Below are 17,881 nucleotides of genomic sequence, written 5' to 3' on the forward strand. Positions count from 1 at the left end.
AACCTTGTGTTCGCCCCTGCACGCCTCATATGCATGGACGAATCATGATTCGCCCCTACTTGGCGAAAATGGATTCCACCTGTATAATCGGCGTCAATCGCAAGACGAGGGATTGAGGCTATAGCCATGAGAACGATCCATCGCTGGTTGACGCGCATAGCGGCTTTTCTGTTCGATGCTCTTGCCGTTGTCACGGGCTTTTACTATTCCAAGAAATACACTGCCACCTTGAAACGGCTTGGGCTGCGACCGGAAAGCGACAACGCCGACCAGCCCGGGATCATCATCGTGCAAATAGACGGCCTGTCCTATGACCATCTCCTGCAAGCGCTGGCGGATGGGCGTCTCCCTTACGTACGGCGCATGATCAAGCGCGGCGATGTCGCCCTATCCCGCTGGCGCTGCGGCCTGCCCAGCACTACCCCAGCAGCCCAGGCCGGCATCATGTTTGGCAACAACGAGGGCATTCCTGCCTTCCGCTGGTACGACAAACAACGCAGCGCCTCCTTGGTCTGCAAATTGCCTGGCACAGTGGCATCCCTGCAGAGCCAACTAGCACAAAATCCCGGCATCTTGACCCAAGGTGTAAGTTATGTCAATATCTTCGACGGGGGCGCTGCCAACTCTTTGTTCACCCTGAGCACCTTGCAACCGCGCCATCTGTTTGCTGGCGTGCAGGGGCTTGGCTTCATCGCACTCTTCCTGTTGAACCCCATCCGTGCCTTGCGCATCCTCTACCTAGTGCTGAAGGAATACTTCACCGATGCCTTGCAGCGGCTGTCCTCCCGCCTCAAGGGGCAGCCCTACCTGCCGTTCATTGGCATTTTCCCTTTGCTGCGCATCTTCAGCAACGTTATCTTCCGCGAAATCGTGACCTTCGCTGTGCTGGTGGACATTTACCGCGGTGTGCCGGCCATCTACGCCACCTACTACGGCTATGACGAATTGGCTCACCACTTTGGTATCCATTCCATTGCCACTCACCAAGCCCTGCGCGATGTGGACGGTTGCATCAAGCAGATAGACCGTCTGCGTCGGGTTGGCCTCAGCCGACCCTACGCCCTTTTCGTCCTCAGCGACCATGGCCTCACGCCATCGGTGCCCTTCGAGGAACGCTATGGGCAAAGCCTTGGGCAATACATTGCCCAGCAAACTGGCCAGGAGGTCGTGCTGGTGGAGCATGCCGGCGGCGAGGAACAGTACCTAGCCCAGACGCGCTACTTGCTCGACGAACTGAAGACGATCGAGGACAACCTCTCGCCAGCCGCAGCCCGCGTGGCACGCCGTATCCGCCTTCTGGTTCGGCGCCGCCTGTCCCTGCCCAACAGCGAGTTGCCCGCTTGGAATGTGCAGCGCCGTCACGATGTGGTGGTCAAATCCTCGGGCTCGCTAGCCCACGTGTACTTCAACATCGCCAGCCAGCCCCTCGACCTGAGCGAGGTTTCAGCCGCATTCCCCGATCTGGTCATCAAGTTGCTCGAACACGAGGGCATCTGGTTGGTAGTGGCAAGGGAGCGCGAACAGGTCTTGATCATGAGCCAGCAGGGCATCCTCACGTACGATGCGTCAGGAATGCCTTATATAGAAGGCGAGAACCCCCTGCTGAGACTGCCTGAGCCGTGGCATGCTGCTGAGCAGATACGGCGTATCGCCTGTTTCCCGCAAAGTGGGGACTTGATCCTCTTCGGCAACTATGACCCGGAGAAGGACCTCGTCATCTGCTTCGAAAGACAACGGGCCTCGCATGGCGGTGTAGGCGGCGCACAGGATTATCCCTTCATTCTCTATCCACGTTACCTTAACTGGGACCTGTCCGCCGTGCAGAATGCACGCGATTTGTATCCCCTCTTTGCCAGGCAACGCAATCTCATGCCTGGCAAAGGGATAGAAAGCGATTATTTGGAATTAAGCACTGCCGCGAGTGGACAAAAACAAAGGGACGAGCATGTATGCACAGTTTGAACCAATCGGCGTAATCCAGAATGAGTTCCTAGACCACGTGCCAGAGGGTTGGGAGAGCGCTTTGCACCGCATCATCATATCGGAGAAATGGGCACCAGCTCTGGACGGTATCGAGGCGTTCTCGCATCTCTACGTTCTCTTCTGGCTGCACGACCTCAAGGGCGAGGTGTCCTTACATGTCCATCCACAGGGTCGGCAAGACCTACCGGCTGTGGGGCTCTTCGCCACGCGCACCCCTTATCGTCCCAATCCCATTGGCTTACAGGTCGTTGAGCTTATCTCCCGCGAGGGCAATGTGCTCACTGTGCGCGGGCTGGACGCACTCAACGACAGCCCCGTGCTGGACATCAAGCCCTACCTGCCGCGTGGCGATAGCATCCCCGAAGCCAAAACTCCTGCCTGGCTCAAAAAACTATGGCCTGACCACTAACTCCTCATTACTCGGTCATTAGTCATTTGGTCATTGGCCATTCGAGCCGCAACGCTCTGCAGCATCTCCACCGCCTCTTCCCTCGTGCGCACCAGCCCTTCTGCCTGTGCGAGGCGCACCTCCTCCAGCAGACGCCCTACCTCCGGTCCTGGCGGCAGACCTAGCAAGGACATCACGTCGTCGCCTGTCACTAGTGGTGGGGGAGACACAACCTCGCATGGATGGTGGAAATAATGCTGCAGCATCAAGTTCACCAGTTGCAGATACCTCAGCCAGTGCTCCTTCTGGCTTGTCCGCAGCGCCTCGCCACGCGTAGCCAATTGGTCCGCCAAAGCGAGGATCAACACGTCAACACCGGCATCGCCCGTATCGCGAAAGAAGTGGTAAATCGCCTTGCGCGTGATGGAGGGCTGCTTCAGCAGCCAACTTGGACGCATGTGGTGCTTGACAATCGTGTGTACCAGACGGATCTCCTGGACGGAGAACTTGAGGCGAGTGAGCACTTCCTTGGCCATCTCCGCTCCAACATCTTCGTGTCCTAGAGTGCGGATGCGCCCACCCAGCTCCACCGTGCGGGTTTCAGGCTTGCCTAGGTCGTGGAAAAGAGCAGCAAACTTGAACAGCGTTGCGCGCGTGCGTCCTTCGCAGATAACGGGGGCAAAATGCGCCTCCAACTCCGCGGCAAAGGGGCTGAGGAACTCCTGCTCATCCGCCTCAAGATGGGCACCCGGCCATGCACTTAGCCGCTCTGCCTCGGCAACTGTGACCAGCGTGTGCTCGTACACCTCGTGGATATGCGGCTCGGATTGTGTTACTCCCTTGAGCGCAATCACTTCCGGCAAGATGCCCTGCATCAAGCCCAACTCTTCCATTCGGCGCAAATGCTGCGCTGCATCCGAAGCAGCCATGATGAGCGCCAGTTCCTGGCGGATCCGCTCTGCCGAAGGACGGACAATCAACGGGGCATCGCGGCGCAGCCAGGATTCCGTCTGCGGCTCGATGCGCAAGCCCAGCGTGGCGGCAAAACGCAACGCGCGGAGCAGGCGCACAGCATCCTGCTGAAAAGCCTGCTCGCTGGTTGCCCTCAGAATGCGGGTGGCCAGGTCAGCTTGCCCACCACAGGGGTCGAAGATATGGGGCTGCTCGGCATTGCATTCGCGCACGTCCACCGCCATGGCATTGATGGTAAAGTCGCGCATCTGCAGGTCAGCGATGATGTCCGCACCGCGCATCGCAGCCAGATCAACCGTCAGTTCGGAAGGCGTGCGATAGACAATGCGCGCGGCTTCCGTCTCCTCATCGAGCACATAGAATGCGCCACCGGTTCTGTTCGCAATGCGTCGGGCGAGGGGAATGGCTGCCCCGGCCACCACAATGTCTACGTCCTTGCCTGGCTGACCCAGGAGCCATTCGCGCACGTACCCCCCTGCAATGTAACACGGCATGGGCTGGCTGCGCAACAAATCTATAATGCGTTTCAGCAATTCATCGTGCACAAACGGCAATGGGCTACACCTCATTTCCTGTCCCTATGCAAGGCAAGATGTTGCAACGCGATGATCGTCTTCGCGTCTCGGATGATCCCCCTGTCCACCAAATCCAAGGCTTGATCCAAAGGCAGCACATGCACACGGATGTCTTCTCCTGCCCCAACTCCTCCCCCAGTCCCAACTTGCGCGCCGGAGGTGATGTATCCGATATAGAGATGAATGCGTTCCGAACAGGCTCCTGGGCTGGGATAAAAGGTCGTGATATACTCCAGTTCCTTTAGCGCATAGCCCGCCTCTTCCAGCAACTCGCTGCGCGCTACGTCCTCCGGACTGCGCCCATGGTCTATCGTGCCCGCCACGATCTCCAATAAGCACCCCTCGGGCATTTCCCGCATGTAGGCTGGATAGCGAAACTGCTCCACCAGAACCACAACATCGCGCTCTTTATCATACAGCAAGACCGCCGCCGAATCGCCGCGCTCGAAGACGATGCGCTGTATCGGTTCGCTCATGCGCCCATCAAAGCGCTCAAAGCGCAACACCACGCGCTCCAATTTGAAAAAGCCGTCATATTCGCGATGCTGTTCCAGCACTTGCACGCGCATTTCCACACCTCCGCTATAGGGCACGATGCCACAGTGCAATGCCCTTTTGCTCCCTACTCCCTGTCTGAGGTTTTTTGCCTTTCCCTGACAAACGCCAGGCCTGCGCGCAGGGCTTTCACGTTCATCTCTTCACTGCCTCTAGGCGCCCTTGCCGTTACCGCCGCCTCAATCGCCTCTATAGATACCACGCCAGTCAACCCCACGATCAATCCCAGTGCGACCATGTTCGCGGCAACGGATTTCCCGGTGGCTTCTTCAGCTATCTTGGTGATGGGCACCTGCCAAGCATCCGCCGTTGGCACGCGCTCCACATTCACAGAATCCACAAGCAAGAGCCCACCTTTCTTTAGGAAAGGGAAATATTTATCGCAAGCTTTCTGGCTCATGGCCAACAACAAATCCGCTTCGACAATGCGCGGGTAATCAATTTCCTCATCGCTGATGATCACCTCGGACTCGGTCAGGCCACCGCGCGCCTCCGGTCCGTACGAAGCCGATTGAGCCACGTTCTTGCCTTCGTGTATGGCCGCAGCCTCAGCCAAGATGACTGCAGCCAGGACTACGCCCTGCCCCCCTTCGCCTGCCAGTTGAATCCCGTACCGCTTGCTCATCATTCTTCTTCCTGCTGGCAAATTAGCAAGCGCCTTTGCCATAACTCTTGTTCCAGGGTACAGTCCTCAACACGTGCCAAGGCCTGGTTCAGGGCGGCTTTTGCCTCCTCGATAGCCTCCTTGAACTCACGCAGTTCCTCCTGCGCGCGCTGTTCCGAGTCCTGCCACTCGCGATGAAAGCCCCAGGCGGCAAAGAGCAGCAAAATGGCAATGGCCAAGCCAGCATACCATTGAGTGCCAGCCAGTACAAAGACTACCAGCAGCCACGCTACAGTTGCCAACAGCCCCGCAGCATAGGTGCCATTTTGCATGGGGGCAATGCGCTTCTGCACCTCTGCAACGGTCTCGCGATAGACTGACCTGGCCTCCCTCAGTTCCACCTTCCTGGTTTCCACTTCTTCCTCAGCGTTGGTAAGCGCCTCATCCAGTTCCACCAGATGTTGTTCTACCTCTTCCAAGCGTAATGGCTGCATCGTTCTGCTCAGCACAGCATCGAAACGCACAGGATGCGGTTCACCCGTGCTGGAGCGTTCTACGACAAATTTGGAACCACAATATGCACATTGGCAGTACTTACGTTCTGCCGAGATAACAAGAGGAGCGGAACATTGAGGACAATCCACACGCTGCGAGGTCATTTCTGCTGTCATCTTCATGGCCACCTTTCGTTCATCCAAGATTGACACGCCCTCACCTGTAACTGCGTCATCAGCGCAACGTCTATAATTGTACCACATTCTGCTCATCACCCAAACTGCGCCTGGCGGATCACAACTCAAGCCTCGGAAACGAGGGCAAATCATGGACTGCCCAAAGCGAAACGATCTGTCGCCCAAGTGCGTTTGATCAATTGACATGAAGAACGCATGCTCTTTATAATACAATTGAATGTAAAAAGACCCTTAGAGTCTTGTAGAGAGGAAGAAACGTGAGACAAAAAGCGACGAAACACAAACCCATCATCGCCATCTCCATGGGCGATCCGGCAGGGGTGGGGCCGGAGGTGACCGTTGCGGCATTGGCTGAACAAGAGCTCTACCACCTGTGCCGCCCGCTGGTGATTGGTGACGCACGGGTGCTGACTAGGGCCGCTGAACTGCGCAGACTGCCGCTGATCGTGCGCCCGGTGGCCAAGGTGTCCGAGGCACGCTTTGCCTACGGCACGGTGGACGTGCTCGACCTGGCCAACGTCGAACTGGAGCGCCTGCAAATCGGCCAGGTCTCGGCGCTGGCAGGCAAGGCGGCAGTGGAGTACGTCATCAAGGCGGTGCAACTGGCACAAGCCGGTGAAGTGGACGCCATTGCCACCGGTCCGCTGAACAAGGAAGCGATCAACCTGGGCGGGTACTCCTACATCGGGCACACCGAACTGCTCAACGACCTGACCCACACCGCCCGCACCAATACCATGCTCGTCGCGGGCAACCTGCGCGTGACGCATGTTACGCGGCACGTGCCGCTGAGCGAGGTGGCTAGCCTCATCACCAAGGAGCGCGTGCTGGAGACGATCGTGGTAACGGCGGAGGGCTTGCGTCAGTTCGGGCTGGAGCGTCCGCGACTGGCTGTGGCGGCGCTGAACCCGCATGGCGGCGAAGGGGGCCTGCTGGGACGAGAGGAGATGGAGCAGATCGCGCCAGCGGTGGCGGAAGCGCAGCGCATGGGCATTGACGCGCAAGGGCCTTACCCTGCGGACTCCGTCTTTTTCCGCGCCATCGCCGGCGAGTTCGATTCCGTAGTGGCCATGTACCATGACCAGGGGCACATCCCCGTGAAAACGCACGATTTCGAGGGCAGTTTCACCGTAACCCTAGGCTTGCCCATTGTGCGCACCTCCGTGGACCACGGCACAGCCTTCGACATCGCCTGGAAGGGACTGGCCAGCCCGCGCAGCATGATCGCGGCCATCAAGGCCGCCGCAGGAATGCAGACCCTTAGGGTTTAACCCAAATCCTAAGGGTCTGCTATTGACAAAAAAGCAGCATGTAATGTAAGATCGCGTTAGTTAGCGCAGCCTTGAAAGTACAGCATTATCCCCCAGCGCCTCCAACACTGCCTCTACGGACACCCCCTCCAGACATACCTGCCGCGGGCAACTGCGCCGCTGCTCCGCCGTGCATGGTGCGCAGGGTACAGCAGCGCACACCACCCGCACCGAGGCGCCGCGCGGCGCCCAGACCGTTGCATCCGTGGGTCCAAAAATCGCCACCACATGCGTGCCCACCGCTGCGGCTAGGTGGCTGATGCCGGAGTCGTTCCCCACGTAAGCCCGGCAACGCGCCAGAACCGCCGCCAGAAGGGGCAAAGGCAACTCGTACAGCAGGATATACCCTTGTCCACCCAAGCCTTGCTCCACCTCCGCCACCGCAGCCTTGTCCGCCGGGCCGCTCACCAGCAGGATTGGCATTCCCCGCTCATCGCGCAGATGCCGCGCTAGCGCTGCAAAGTGCTCCGCCGGCCAGTTCTTCGCCGCGCTTCCGCTCCCAGGATGGATCGCCACAGCCGCCCGCTCGCCTAGTCCATGCTCCTGCCACCATTGCGCGGCTGCCTGGCGATCCTCCTCTGTCAGCACCAGGCGAGGCATGTCGTCGCTCACGGCCACGCCTAGTTCCCGGAGCGGTTGCTGCAAGTAGGCACTTATGTGCATGGACACATCCCGTCCCGGACGGGCATCCCACGCCATCACCCTGCCCCGCGCCAGGCGCATCAGGTTGAGGGCAAAGACATGCTCTGGCGGAGTCGCATACGAGAGGATGAAATCGAACTGGTCGAGATAACGCTGCAGGCTTGGGCTGGGCAGTGCATCCGGTTGAAAGAGCGTGGTCAAATCCTCGCGGTCGAAGGAAGACGCCGCTTGCACCACGCTGCGCCCAACCAGCCATTGCAGCACCGACCCATTGCCCATCACCTCGATAACCGCCTCGGGGAAGTGCGCTTGTAACGCTTGCAGCGCAGGCAAGGTCAACAGCATATCTCCCAATGCCCCTGGGCGCAGCACCAGAACGCGCATCTCGTTTGACTCTCTCCCTCACATCTGTTATACTGGCACTGAGCCATAGCCATGCCTAATTCATTTTACCAGAGAAATGGTTACTGTAAACAGATCAAGGGAACGGATTGAGCGAATTCCATAGCGAACAGCAAATCAATAAATCCCCATGGCACTTCCTTCAATTACCCTGGACCTGGCGCGACATCGTCGGAGCTATTGTCCTGGGCGTTGTTGCCGTCCTTGGTCTGCTGCTGTTCCTGCTGCTGGGATTGGTCTTCTACCAAAAAGCCATGGGCATCTCTCGGCCCTCGCAGCCCCTTGCCTTTCTCACCGTGCTGGCCGAAGCGGGTTTGCTGCTGCCCGTCTGGTTGTTCGGTGTGCGCAAATACCGCCTGTCCTGGCGTGAGATTGGGCTGCGCCAGTTCGACCTGTCGCGTAGTTTCGGCCTGGGTTGCATCTTCCTGCTTATCTCCTTCGCGGTCAACTTCACCTGGGCGTTGTTCCTCTCGCTCTTCACATTGCGCGTCCAACCCGACGTACTGCCCGCGTTTGGCAAGGGCATCGCGGGGTTGATCCTAGCGCTGCTGGCAGGCGGGGTGGTGGCACCCATCGTAGAAGAGATCTTCTTCCGCGGCTGCCTCTTTGCTGGACTGTACCGCCTCGTTGGACTGCGCCGTGCTGCTGTGCTCAGCGCTGCGCTCTTCGCCTTGGTACATGTCCTGCCCACTTCCTGGCCACCCATCTTCGTGCTGGGGCTGCTCCTTGCCCTGCTCTACGAACAGACTGGCTCCATTTGGCCCGCCGTGATCGTACACAGCACCATGAACACCCTGGCTTTCCTGGCTTCCTACCTCGCCCAATGGATAACCGGTTAAAGGAACTGATTGATCAATCCAGGTTTGCGGGAACCGAACTTGAGCCGAGAGCGTCTCTATTATGTAGTATGAGAGGGAAAAGCAGCAGCAACTATGCGCAGATGGTGCTAGAGTTATGTCTTCTAAAACTTGTAAGAAACGAACCCCAAAGTGTCTCCTGCTTGCGTTGCTGACGCTCATCGCCTGCGCGTGGGGCCTGCGCACATGGCTGTTGACGGACCTGCCTTCTCAGGACAAACTGCCTGCCGGCACCGTCGCCCCCAGCACCATCCTCTACGACCGCCATGGGCGTGTATTATATGAAATCATAGACCCGCATGTGGGGCGTCATCAACCCGTTCCCTTGGCGGAAATCCCCCTCTACCTGCGCCAGGCTACCGTTGCCACGGAGGACGCTAGTTTCTACCAAAACCCCGGCGTGGACCCCCGCGCCATCATACGTGCCATCTACATCAACCTGCGCGGCGGCGAAGTCCTCTCTGGCGGTAGCACTATCACCCAGCAACTGGCGCGCAATCTCCTCCTATCGCCACAGGAACGCGCCCAACGCACGCTGACGCGCAAACTGCGCGAGTCCATCCTGGCCTACCGCCTGGCACGCACCTTCAGCAAGGATCAAATCCTGGAACTGTACCTCAATCAAACTTATTATGGCAATTTAGCCTATGGCGTTGAAGCAGCCGCGCGCAGTTATTTTGGCAAGGCGGTACGCGACCTCGACCTAGCCGAATGCGCACTCCTGGCCGGACTGCCGCAAGCCCCTGCCACCTACGACCCGCTCACGAACCCCCAAGCCGCCAAGAATAGGCAGCGCATCGTGCTCAACCTCATGGTGAAAAACGGTTACATCAGCGCAGAGCAAGCCGCTGCCGCCTCAGACGAAGAACTCGCCTTTGCTGCCACCCCCTTCTCCATCCGCGCTCCCCATTTCGTCATGTATGTTTGGGAGATCCTGCGCCGCGAGTACGGCGAAGAGATGTTATACCGTCGCGGACTCCGCGTTTACACCACCTTAGACGTGGACTTGCAAGATCGCGCCCGTGACATCGCCCGTTACCATCTGCAGCAATTGGCCCAGTCTCGCTCTGGAGAGCCATCGCACAATGTCACCAATGCCGCACTGGTGGCTCTTGACCCCCATAGCGGTGAGATATTGGCCATGCTGGGCAGTCTGGATTACTTCGACCCGAGCATTGACGGTGCCGTCAACGTCGCCCTCATGCCGCGCCAGCCCGGTTCGGCCATCAAACCGCTCACCTATGCCGCCGCTTTTGCCCGTGACTACACGCCAGCGACCATGCTCCTAGATGTACGCTCCACGTTCATCACCCGCGAAGGCGATGCCTACGTGCCGGTCAACTATGATCGTCGCTACCATGGCCCGGTACTGCTGCGCGAAGCCCTCGGCTCATCGCTCAACGTCATCGCCGTCAAGGTCCTGGAGCACATCGGCGTTCCCGAACTCGTCTCTCAGGCTCAGAAACTGGGCCTGACCACGCTGCAAGATCCGCAACGCTTTGGATTGGCATTGACCTTGGGCGGAGGGGAGGTGCGCCTGCTGGAACTCACCGCTGCTTACGCCGCCTTTGCCAATGGTGGACTGCGCGTAGAGCCACGCCCTATCCTGCGCGTGGAGGATGCCAGCGGACACGTCCTGTGGACCTTGCAGCCCTCCGTCGGACCTCGCGTGCTGGATGAACGCATCGCCTACTGGATCACCGACGTCCTATCCGATGACAGCGCCCGCATACCTGCCTTTGGTGAAGGCAGCGCCCTGGCTCTCTCTCGACCAGCCGCAGCCAAAACTGGCACCACCACCGACTGGCGGGACAATTGGACCATCGGTTACACGCCCGATTTGGTGGTTGGCGTATGGGTGGGCAATGCCAACAACTCGCCCATGGTGAACGTCTCCGGCATCAGCGGCGCAGCGCCCATCTGGCACAACTTCATGGAAGAGGCCTTGAAAGGCAAGCCTGTGCGGGAATTCGTGCGTCCATCGGGCATGATTCAGGTAGAGATATGCGCCGATTCGGGCATGTTGCCCAATCCCTACTGCCCCCACCGTCGCTTCGAGTGGTTCATCGCGGGACGCGAGCCGCGGGAACTATGCTCCATGCACCAACTCATCAAGCTGGACCGCCGCACCAACGAACCCGCTACTGCTGATACACCCCCCGAATATGTCTCGGAAACAGTGGGCATCTTCTTGCCAGCCGAAGCGGCCGAGTGGGCGCATGAACAGAAAAACGCTTTTGGCATCCACTACATCATCGCTTCCTCTTCGTCAGAAGCATCTTCGGCCACAAGCACCATCCAACCAGGCATCATCCTGACCAGCCCGAACCCGCGTGCTACCTATCGCCTCGTGCCCAATGTCCCTGCTGCTAACCAGCGCATTGAAATCAGCGCACTGCCCGTGGGGCTGCCCGATCTCGCCCAGGTCAAGCTGTACATAGATGAGCAGCTTTGGGCTACCCTCGACCAACCACCCTATGCCGTCCTATGGCCATTGCAGCCAGGTCAACACACCTTCCGTGCCGAAGCGATGGCATCCTCCGGCCAGACCTGGCACAGCCCACCTGTTCAAATCACCGTCCTGCAATGAGCTAGCCTTAGAGTTGCGTTTGACCCGATAAACCGCTTATGGTATACTGATTTTCAAAGGACGATCCTTCTCTTGGGGAAAGCCAAAGAGCAGAGCTACGGGGGAGCGCATGAACAAGAAAAAGGGTATCCCAAGAACCGCGCTTGAACGCGTGATCAGCCAATTTCGGGGAAAAGTCGAGACCGCTCTCAATTCTTCAGTACAGGTAATCCTCTACGGCTCTTATGCCAGAGAGGAAGAGACCTGGGACTCGGATGTAGATCTCCTTGTTATCGTTCCTAAGCTAGACAAAAGCGCCTTGGACAAGATTCTTGAGGCTGCCTGGGAAGTAGGCTTTGAAGCAGGCGTAGTTTTGTCCGTCATCCCTGTCGCCCAGGAAGAACTGAAAACGCTCGCAGCATCCCCATTCCTACAGGCAGTTCAGAGCGAAGGGATACCGCTATGAATGAGGAAAAGAAGGCGCTCATTCTAGACCGACTAGAGATGGCTCGAGCTATCCTTTTGACCACGCTCTCTGTCTCATTTGCCAGACTGTCCTCTATACACATAGAACTCCCCGGGCGCCAGCACCACAGGCCGGGCATGGCTTCCGGTAAGCCCCAGGGCAGTGACAAAGCGCGCCGGGTCAACGGTATTCTCAGCAACCAAGCCCCAGTGCATGGGAATAGCCACCGAGGCCTCAATCTCATAGGTCAGTTGAGCCGCTTCCTCTGTGCTCATGTTTCCGTACTGCCCATTGATACATGGCAGAACAACCTGCGGCTGCAGTGCTTTCACCCTTTGTAGATTCGGGTGATACAGTGTATCGCCAGTATGGTAAATGACCACTCCGTCCAAATTCAAGACATAGCCCACAGCATCCGGCGTTTGCGCTCCAGCCGTGGATATATGATGGGCAAAGACCGCCGAGACAGGCACACCCTGGATGACGCAGCTCTCGCCCCGGTTGATTTCCACCACGCGTTCCGCAGGTATTCCCCATCCTCGCATAGCAGAAACGCAATTAGTTGGCCCAGCAAACACTGCCTGGCTTGCTGCCGCCATGGCTGGTATCGTCTCCGGATCCAAGTGGTCGTCGTGCGCATGAGTCACCAACACCAGGTCAGCCTTGACCTCACCAGGGGCAAAGGGGATGGGAGACAGGGGCAAACGCTTCCATGAATAGAAGCGATCTAGGCAATCTGAGAGATACGGGTCAATGAAGACGATCTTGCCCGCAGCCGTTTTGAACGCAAAACCTGCTCCTCCCAGCCAGAAAATCGCCACATCGCCAGGGCTAACAGAGATTTCCCGGATATAATTTGCGAGACTACCCATTTCCATTGCCCTCCATTACGTTATCCTTTATCGAGTGCCAAAGACAACTGGGCTGTGTGGAAAGCAGCCCAGTTGTCGCATTGCCGCAGCGAACTATGCCGCTACCCGGCCATATCATGTGCGCGGTCTGGTTCGGACTATGGCTTTCCCACGCCCTGTCTCGATGCGCTTCCAGGCCGTCACCACCGCCACGACGATGATCGCCGCCACAATCGCCTCGGGGATGCCATGCGTCACGGCAATGCCCGAACCTGGCATCATCCTGACCCGCCCAGAGCAAAAGGTAACCTACCGCCTTGCCTTGTAATAGCACGGGCGGACTGTATCCAGCAATTCTTGTTTGCTCTTGTAGCTCATATGCCCCATTTTCTTCCCAAGTATCTGCTTTCAGGTGCAAATACTTGGAATTTATCCTCAGGCAACGATTCGCGCAAACTTGGGTTGATGATAAGTCAATTCGAGGATTTTGACAAAATACTCCTTATGGTTTATAATAACAATTGCTTGGATCGCTTGCGACCGAGACAACCGGGATAGAACGACGTCGTTCTTCCCATCTGGAGGCTGAATTGACCAGGGCTGAAGAGCCCATTATCCGAATAGAGGGCCTGCACTATACGTATCAGGCTGGGACCCGAAAACCTATCCCCGCTCTGCGCGGCATTGACCTCACCATAGAGGCTGGAGAATACGTAGCCATCATTGGCGCCAATGGCTCCGGCAAATCTACCTTGCTTCGTCACCTCAATGCTCTCCTCTTGCCTACCGAGGGCAATGTCTGGATAACAAACTGGAACACGCGGGCTCGGGAACACCTGCGCCATATCCGTAGCACGGTGGGCATGGTCTTCCAGGTGCCCGATGACCAGATTGTGGCTAGCACTGTGGAAGAGGATGTCGCTTTCGGCCCAGAAAACCTGGGAGTCCCCAAAGATGAGCTTCAGCAGCATGTAAACTGGGCCCTAGCCACCGTAGGATTGAGCGAGCTAAGACACCGTGCCTCACGCCTCCTTTCTGCAGGGCAGAAACAACGCTTGGCAATTGCAGCATCTTTGGCAATGCGTCCCCGTTGCTTGGTATTGGATGAAGCCACTGCCATGCTCGATCCCGCAGGCTGTGCCCAAGTTCAGGAAACGATCCGTCAGTTGCATCGCGATGGCATGACTATCGTAAACGCCACGCACAACATGACCGAAGCAGCCCAGGCTCAACGTGTAGTGGTCCTATCGGAAGGGCGCGTCGTAATGCAGGGCCCTCCCCGCTTTGTCTTTGCTCAGGAAGAAGCACTGCACGCTTTGCAACTAGATTTGCCCTATCCAACTCGCCTCGCGCGCATGATTGCAGCCTATGTCCCGGGGTTCCCAGCGAGCGTGCTGACCGTGAACGAGTTGGTGGAATTGCTCACCGTGCATCTTGAGCTAGCCCTCTCCACCCAATCCAAGCTTATTACAGGAGCAGGTAGATGAAAGCCCCCATCGTACCATTGATTGATGTGCGTGGCTTGGCTCACACCTACTTGCCAGGCACGCCTCTGGAAACCAAGTCCTTGCATGGCATTGACCTGCAGGTGTATGCTGGTGAAACAGTCGGCATCGTAGGGCCAACAGGCTCCGGCAAATCCACCCTGTTACAGCACCTCAATGGCTTATTGCGTCCTCAACAGGGTGAGGTTCGGGTCAATGGCTTTTCCCTCCTCGACCCGGCAACAGACATGCGTCTGATTCGCCAACGCATCGGCCTTGTCTTTCAAAACCCAGAGGACCAACTGTTCGAGCGCTATGCCGGCGATGACGTTGCCTTTGGTCCCCGCAACCTCGGCCTGCCTCCCGATCAGGTGCGCGAACGAGTGCGCCAAGCGATGGAAATGGTAGGGCTGCCCTTTGCCTACAAAGACAGGCTAACTGCAGAACTCAGCCAGGGAGAGAAGAGGAGATTAGCCTTGGCTGGCGTGCTGGCTTTGGAACCCCAAGTGCTGGTTTTAGACGAACCTACTGCGGGGCTCGATCCGCGAGGACGGCATGAACTACTGCGGATCCTTCTTGAATGGCGTGCTCAAGCAGAGCGAGCTATTGTATTGGCATCTCATAATATGGAAGACATCGCCGAATTGGCTACCCGCGTCTACGTGCTCGTAGGGGGACGCATCATACTTCATGGCTCCCCTCGCGAAGTATTCGCACAGCACGGAGTACTGACTCAGCATGGCTTGACTGTCCCTGTGGCGATAGAAGTTATGCTTCAATTGCACGGATATGGATTCCCGGTATCAACCAACGTGCTGAGCCTCAACGAAGCAGCACAAGAAATTGAGGAGTTGCTCTGTGACCGCTCCAACTGAATTCGAATTCATGGGACGTGTGACGATTGGGCAATACCTGCCCACGGGTTCAACGCTGCACAGTTTGGATCCACGAGCCAAACTGCTCATGGGGTTGCTTTTGATCACTGTGGTTGTAATCTGCCAAAGCTTAGCAGGTATGATCCTTCTATTTGCAGCCGTGCTGATAGGGCTGGCCTGCGCCCGCATCCCGCTGCGCTTTGCCTTGTCTGGCTTGCGTTCCATGCTTCCTTACCTCTTACTCTTAGCTCTATTGCAGGTCTTTGCTATACCACAGTATGCATCCAATGCCACGGTGCTCTGGCATTGGACCATCCTAACCATGACCGATCGCAGTCTCCTGGCTGGCATCTTGCTTATCACCCGCTTCTCGATCCTGGTCCTGGGGCTTAGTTTATTCTCATTCTCAACCACCACCACTGAACTAACTCACGGCATCGAGCATCTGCTCAACCCATGGCAGAAGCTGGGCATTCCAGCACATGAATTTGCTCTTGCAGTAAACATTGCCCTCCGCTTCCTGCCTATTGTCGCTGAGGAAGCTGAGCGCTTGATGAAAGCCCAGGCTGCGCGAGGCGCTGATTTCGGCTATGGTCGGCGCAATTTTATCCAGCGCACACGCAAGATGCTGCCACTCCTGGTACCGTTGTTCTTGGTAAGCCTGCGCCGAGCGGAACATCTCATTGAAGCCATGGAGGCACGCTGTTATCTCGGCGGCAAGGGCCGCACTCACCTCATTCACCTGCAGGCCCATAGGGTGGATTACGTCGCATTGTGTATCGCCTTGGCATTTTCGATGTTCACTTTGACGCTGAATGCTTTGCGTATAGACCAGTTGCTATGGCACTGGATTACCGCACATGGATAAATAATAAATTTGAGGAAGGAGGAAATCAAAACATGAGCATTACTGTCCGCAAGATCGTAACCACTGGCGTAATGGGCGCTATCTCCATCTTTCTTGGCGCATCTCACCTGGGATTTATACCCTGGCTAGCTGGCGCCGCGCTCACTATCATGCATGTGCCCGTCATTATTGGTGCAGTATTGGAAGGGCCACTAGTTGGGCTGCTCATTGGGTTGATCTTTGGGGCATTCAGCCTTTTGCAAGCGGCTATTGCCCCAACTGGTCCGGCCGATGTGTGGTTCACAAACCCTTTGGTGTCCATTGTTCCCCGGTTATTCATTGGCCCTATGGCATGGTTAGCCTACAAAGCGTTGCACAAAAACAACGAAGCGCTGGCTCTAGCTCTATCTGGTGTAGTAGGTAGCCTCACGAACACCGTGCTAGTACTAGGCGTGCTTGGTCTGTACCGTTTCCTGCCCTGGGTGCTTATTGGCACTATTGCCGTAACCAATGGCCTGCCCGAAGCTATCATAGCGGCCATTATCACCCTCGCTGTTGTGGCAGCATGGAAACGCATAGAGACCGGCCGTCGCGGCTCAACAGTGTAAATGTAAAGGGAACGAACGTGCTCCTATGTATTGACATAGGAAATACCCACATTACGCTAGGAGCCTGGGACAAAGACAAGTGCCTGGGGCACTGGCGAGTGCGCACCGTCCGTGACCAAACTTCTGACGAATATGCTATCTTGCTCAAATCCCTGCTGCGTGAGGGAGGCTGCAAATGGACCGCCATCAATCGAGTAGCCATCGCTAGCGTCGTACCCCCGCTGACTATCGTCTTTAGCGAACTTTTTCGGTATTACTGGGGCATTGAACCGCTCATCGTGGGGCCAGGCGTGCGCACTGGCCTACGCATTCGCATTGATAATCCCGTGGAACTAGGAGCTGACCTAGTGGCTGATGCCGTGGCAGCTTACCACCGTCTCCGCAACGCCTGCATCGTAGTTAACTTTGGCACTGCCACCACTTTCAGCGCCGTGTCCAAAACGGGTGACTTTTTGGGAGTGGCTATCGCCCCAGGGCTGGAGCTCGCAGCCGAAGCACTTGCTTCCTTTACGGCGCAGTTGCCGCGCGTTGCCCTTGTCCCGCCACCAGCTGCCATCGGCAAGAACACCGTCCATTCCATGCAGTCGGGGCTCATCTTTGGCTACGTAGGGCTGGTGAAGGAACTCCTGCAGCGCATCCGCGCAGAACTGGGTGGGCAGGCTGTGGTCATTGCCACCGGCGGATTGAGCAGCACCCTGGCTCCGCTGATCGAGGACATCGATATCGTAGATCCTTTGCTAACCCTGGAGGGACTCCGTCTCATCAGCGAATTGAACGAAGCGTGAGATCCCATCCCTGGCGCGCACAAATTCATCCCCCCAACTGCTCCAGGCTGACCGTCACACCGCTCCAGGCGGACAACAGTCCGCCGCCTTTTGGCGCGGGTTCGTAGTGAGCGCTTCAGCGCTCATGCCGTCTCCTGGCGTGGATTCGTAGTGAGCGCTTCAGCGCTCATGCGCACTGCTGCGCGGGTTCGTAGTGAGCGCTTCAGCGCTCATGCCGTCTCCTGGCGTGGGTTCGTAGTGAGCGCTTCAGCGCTCATGCGCACTGCTGCGCGGGTTCGTAGTGAGCGCTTCAGCGCTCATGCGCACTGCTGCGCGGGTTCGTAGTGAGCGCTTCAGCGCTCATGCGCACTGAAGTGCGCACTACGAACCTATCTCACTGCACTCCTCACTCCCGAGATTGCTTTGGGCGTATGGCG

At 57.5% G+C, this 17,881-nt stretch carries 18 protein-coding genes; 11 read left to right on the forward strand and 7 right to left on the reverse strand.

Annotated elements, in window-relative coordinates; all coding sequences use genetic code 11:
* The first annotated feature begins 126 nt into the window (after positions 1-126).
* Together H5T67_05715 and tsaA are read left to right on the forward strand one after the other, a co-directional pair.
* Positions 127-1,962, forward strand: a complete 1,836-nt coding sequence (locus tag H5T67_05715; GenBank protein MBC7244815.1) for an alkaline phosphatase family protein — start codon at positions 127-129, stop codon at positions 1,960-1,962.
* The gene (gene tsaA / locus H5T67_05720; GenBank protein ID MBC7244816.1) at positions 1,946-2,392 is read left to right on the forward strand and encodes a tRNA (N6-threonylcarbamoyladenosine(37)-N6)-methyltransferase TrmO; all 447 of its coding nucleotides are present in this window, start codon (positions 1,946-1,948) and stop codon (positions 2,390-2,392) included. Before H5T67_05715 ends, tsaA begins: the two co-directional genes overlap by 17 nt.
* On the opposite strand, the gene H5T67_05725 is transcribed toward tsaA, so the two are convergent.
* Genes H5T67_05725 through H5T67_05740 form a run of 4 tightly spaced genes read right to left on the reverse strand, consistent with a single transcriptional unit; the run spans position 2,389 to position 5,784 of the window.
* The gene (locus H5T67_05725) at positions 2,389-3,912 is read right to left on the reverse strand and encodes a CCA tRNA nucleotidyltransferase (protein ID MBC7244817.1); all 1,524 of its coding nucleotides are present in this window, start codon (positions 3,910-3,912) and stop codon (positions 2,389-2,391) included. The two genes, tsaA and H5T67_05725, sit on opposite strands and share 4 nt — an antisense overlap.
* Positions 3,909-4,487 carry an NUDIX domain-containing protein gene (locus tag H5T67_05730; GenBank protein MBC7244818.1) on the reverse strand — a complete coding sequence of 193 codons (579 nt, stop codon included), beginning with the start codon at positions 4,485-4,487 and terminating at the stop codon, positions 3,909-3,911. The genes H5T67_05725 and H5T67_05730 overlap by 4 nt, the downstream gene beginning before the upstream one ends.
* A 53-nt stretch (positions 4,488-4,540) precedes the next feature.
* Positions 4,541-5,098: a 2-oxoacid:acceptor oxidoreductase family protein gene (locus tag H5T67_05735; protein MBC7244819.1), complete on the reverse strand. Its 558-nt coding sequence runs from the start codon at positions 5,096-5,098 to the stop codon at positions 4,541-4,543.
* Complete coding sequence (locus tag H5T67_05740; protein ID MBC7244820.1) at positions 5,098-5,784, reverse strand: hypothetical protein; 687 nt, start codon at positions 5,782-5,784, stop codon at positions 5,098-5,100. The genes H5T67_05735 and H5T67_05740 overlap by 1 nt, the downstream gene beginning before the upstream one ends.
* Positions 5,785-6,071: 287 nt before the next feature.
* Between H5T67_05740 and pdxA the strand changes: the two genes are divergently transcribed.
* Positions 6,072-7,040: a 4-hydroxythreonine-4-phosphate dehydrogenase PdxA gene (gene pdxA / locus H5T67_05745; GenBank protein MBC7244821.1), complete on the forward strand. Its 969-nt coding sequence runs from the start codon at positions 6,072-6,074 to the stop codon at positions 7,038-7,040.
* Between the two features lie 60 nt (positions 7,041-7,100).
* On the opposite strand, the gene H5T67_05750 is transcribed toward pdxA, so the two are convergent.
* Positions 7,101-8,105, reverse strand: coding sequence for a glycosyltransferase family 9 protein (locus tag H5T67_05750; GenBank protein ID MBC7244822.1), 1,005 nt, complete (start codon positions 8,103-8,105; stop codon positions 7,101-7,103).
* A 107-nt stretch (positions 8,106-8,212) separates the two neighbouring features.
* Between H5T67_05750 and H5T67_05755 the strand changes: the two genes are divergently transcribed.
* From H5T67_05755 to H5T67_05765, 3 genes are all read left to right on the forward strand, one after another.
* Positions 8,213-8,962 carry a CPBP family intramembrane metalloprotease gene (locus H5T67_05755; protein ID MBC7244823.1) on the forward strand — a complete coding sequence of 250 codons (750 nt, stop codon included), beginning with the start codon at positions 8,213-8,215 and terminating at the stop codon, positions 8,960-8,962.
* 115 nt (positions 8,963-9,077) lie between these two features.
* Positions 9,078-11,570 (forward strand): penicillin-binding protein 1C, encoded by a 2,493-nt coding sequence (gene pbpC, locus H5T67_05760; protein ID MBC7244824.1) that lies wholly within the window; start codon positions 9,078-9,080, stop codon positions 11,568-11,570.
* Positions 11,571-11,679: 109 nt separating this feature from the next.
* Positions 11,680-12,015, forward strand: a complete 336-nt coding sequence (locus H5T67_05765) for a nucleotidyltransferase domain-containing protein (GenBank protein MBC7244825.1) — start codon at positions 11,680-11,682, stop codon at positions 12,013-12,015.
* A gap of 74 nt (positions 12,016-12,089) precedes the next feature.
* On the opposite strand, the gene H5T67_05770 is transcribed toward H5T67_05765, so the two are convergent.
* Entirely contained in the window at positions 12,090-12,887 is a 798-nt protein-coding gene (locus tag H5T67_05770; GenBank protein MBC7244826.1) for an MBL fold metallo-hydrolase, read from the reverse strand.
* A 114-nt stretch (positions 12,888-13,001) separates the two neighbouring features.
* Positions 13,002-13,148, reverse strand: a complete 147-nt coding sequence (locus H5T67_05775) for a hypothetical protein (protein MBC7244827.1) — start codon at positions 13,146-13,148, stop codon at positions 13,002-13,004.
* Between the two features lie 329 nt (positions 13,149-13,477).
* Here H5T67_05775 and H5T67_05780 point away from each other — a divergent pair, with 329 nt between their 5' ends.
* Genes H5T67_05780 through H5T67_05800 form a run of 5 tightly spaced genes read left to right on the forward strand, consistent with a single transcriptional unit; the run spans position 13,478 to position 17,465 of the window.
* Positions 13,478-14,353, forward strand: a complete 876-nt coding sequence (locus tag H5T67_05780; protein MBC7244828.1) for an energy-coupling factor transporter ATPase — start codon at positions 13,478-13,480, stop codon at positions 14,351-14,353.
* Positions 14,350-15,225 (forward strand): energy-coupling factor transporter ATPase, encoded by an 876-nt coding sequence (locus tag H5T67_05785; GenBank protein MBC7244829.1) that lies wholly within the window; start codon positions 14,350-14,352, stop codon positions 15,223-15,225. The genes H5T67_05780 and H5T67_05785 overlap by 4 nt, the downstream gene beginning before the upstream one ends.
* Entirely contained in the window at positions 15,209-16,093 is an 885-nt protein-coding gene (locus tag H5T67_05790) for an energy-coupling factor transporter transmembrane protein EcfT (GenBank protein MBC7244830.1), read from the forward strand. The genes H5T67_05785 and H5T67_05790 overlap by 17 nt, the downstream gene beginning before the upstream one ends.
* A 32-nt stretch (positions 16,094-16,125) precedes the next feature.
* Positions 16,126-16,680, forward strand: coding sequence for an ECF transporter S component (locus tag H5T67_05795; protein MBC7244831.1), 555 nt, complete (start codon positions 16,126-16,128; stop codon positions 16,678-16,680).
* Between the two features lie 17 nt (positions 16,681-16,697).
* A complete protein-coding gene (locus H5T67_05800) occupies positions 16,698-17,465 on the forward strand; it encodes a type III pantothenate kinase (protein MBC7244832.1) in 768 nt (255 codons plus the stop codon).
* The last annotated feature ends 416 nt before the right edge of the window (positions 17,466-17,881 follow it).

The sequence above is a fragment of the Chloroflexota bacterium genome (genome assembly GCA_014360905.1).
Taxonomy (GTDB): Bacteria; Chloroflexota; Anaerolineae; order UBA2200; family UBA2200; genus JACIWX01.

Excerpts from the sequence above, each read along its gene's own strand:
- H5T67_05715 (MBC7244815.1), top strand. The coding sequence starts at position 127 with ATGAGAACGATCCATCGCTGGTTGACGCGCATAGCGGCTTTTCTGTTC.
- tsaA (MBC7244816.1), top strand. The coding sequence starts at position 1,946 with ATGTATGCACAGTTTGAACCAATCGGCGTAATCCAGAATGAGTTCCTA.
- H5T67_05725 (MBC7244817.1), bottom strand. The coding sequence starts at position 3,912 with ATGAGGTGTAGCCCATTGCCGTTTGTGCACGATGAATTGCTGAAACGC.
- H5T67_05730 (MBC7244818.1), bottom strand. The coding sequence starts at position 4,487 with ATGCGCGTGCAAGTGCTGGAACAGCATCGCGAATATGACGGCTTTTTC.
- H5T67_05735 (MBC7244819.1), bottom strand. The coding sequence starts at position 5,098 with ATGAGCAAGCGGTACGGGATTCAACTGGCAGGCGAAGGGGGGCAGGGC.
- pdxA (MBC7244821.1), top strand. The coding sequence starts at position 6,072 with ATGGGCGATCCGGCAGGGGTGGGGCCGGAGGTGACCGTTGCGGCATTG.
- H5T67_05750 (MBC7244822.1), bottom strand. The coding sequence starts at position 8,105 with ATGCGCGTTCTGGTGCTGCGCCCAGGGGCATTGGGAGATATGCTGTTG.
- pbpC (MBC7244824.1), top strand. The coding sequence starts at position 9,078 with ATGTCTTCTAAAACTTGTAAGAAACGAACCCCAAAGTGTCTCCTGCTT.
- H5T67_05765 (MBC7244825.1), top strand. The coding sequence starts at position 11,680 with ATGAACAAGAAAAAGGGTATCCCAAGAACCGCGCTTGAACGCGTGATC.
- H5T67_05770 (MBC7244826.1), bottom strand. The coding sequence starts at position 12,887 with ATGGGTAGTCTCGCAAATTATATCCGGGAAATCTCTGTTAGCCCTGGC.
- H5T67_05775 (MBC7244827.1), bottom strand. The coding sequence starts at position 13,148 with ATGATGCCAGGTTCGGGCATTGCCGTGACGCATGGCATCCCCGAGGCG.
- H5T67_05785 (MBC7244829.1), top strand. The coding sequence starts at position 14,350 with ATGAAAGCCCCCATCGTACCATTGATTGATGTGCGTGGCTTGGCTCAC.
- H5T67_05795 (MBC7244831.1), top strand. The coding sequence starts at position 16,126 with ATGAGCATTACTGTCCGCAAGATCGTAACCACTGGCGTAATGGGCGCT.